Origin of the sequence: Paramesorhizobium salinisoli, assembly GCF_003335045.1 — a bacterium.
Taxonomy (GTDB): domain Bacteria; phylum Pseudomonadota; class Alphaproteobacteria; order Rhizobiales; family Rhizobiaceae; genus Paramesorhizobium; species Paramesorhizobium salinisoli.
Window position 1 is genome coordinate 1 of the sequence record NZ_QOZG01000088.1, and the last position, 993, is coordinate 993.

The following is a 993-nucleotide window of genomic DNA, read 5'->3' on the forward strand; positions in this document are numbered from 1 at the left end:
CTTCAAATAATCACAACGCGCGCATGAGACCCCCGCTCGGGCTACGCCCTCCCACGGGTCTCATGCGCGCGCCAAGGTGGCCGACTTTTGCGCCGCCGCGTGGCCGGTTTTTACTCCGCCGTTGACACGTGATCGAGCCGTTTGACGCGATCTTCCAGATCTCGCAACGTTTCTACCATCATAACAAGCGCCGATCGGGCTGCCTCTGGCAGAGTGTTCTTGTCATCAGCCACGTATTCTATAAGCCCGGCGACATGGGCTGGTCCTTGAGCGGTGACAAATCCGTATTCGGCGAGGTGGCCGCGAAGCGCATTGATAACCTGCGTTTTCTGGCGCACCAGCAAGTCTCGGGCTCGAAACACAACGCCACTGGCCTGAGCGTCCTCGCTTTTCACCGCGACAAACCGCATCGTAGGGCGTTGCGATGCCTCGCAAATCGCTTCCGCATCTGCCACGCCGCTTTTCTGTCGCTTAACGAACGGCTTAACGTAGGCTGGTGGGATCAGTTTGACTGCAGGCGGTCGCTGCAGGATATTGAAGCGAAGTTCTCGGACGAAAACGCGGCCAGCTCTGCCGCTAGAGCGCGTCCACTTTACTCGGGGTCATATCCGCAGGATTTGAAGTAGTTAGCACATTCCTGCGGCTCGAACAGCGTGACGATCTGGCCGACGGTATTCCATAAGCCCTCGACCGTTCGCTCGGCTTTGGCGCGCAAGACAGCCTTGAGCTTTGCGAAGGCCTTCTCGATGGGGTTGAAGTCCGGGCTGTAGGGAGGAAGGTAGAGCAACCTGTCAATCGGCGCGGAATGTTGGCTCTGACTCAATCTCGCTGATGTTCTGGACTCCATTGGCCTGGTTTCCAATGGAGTGAACCGCCCCGGGTTTGCCGGAGGCTCCAACTCGTGAGACAGTGGAGCCGATATGAGCAAGACGACAAACAAATTTTCACCGGAAGTCCGCGGCCGCGCTGTGCGTATGGTTCTGGCCCATGAAT

2 pseudogenes are annotated in these 993 nt (G+C 58.0%); both read right to left on the reverse strand.

Annotated features, from left to right (window positions below):
* Positions 1-131: 131 nt before the first annotated feature.
* Positions 132-512: pseudogene (locus DUT91_RS25020) on the reverse strand (transposase); the annotation flags it as partial.
* Between the two features lie 80 nt (positions 513-592).
* Positions 593-790 (reverse strand): annotated as a pseudogene (locus DUT91_RS25025) (transposase); the annotation flags it as partial.
* Positions 791-993: the final 203 nt, after the last annotated feature.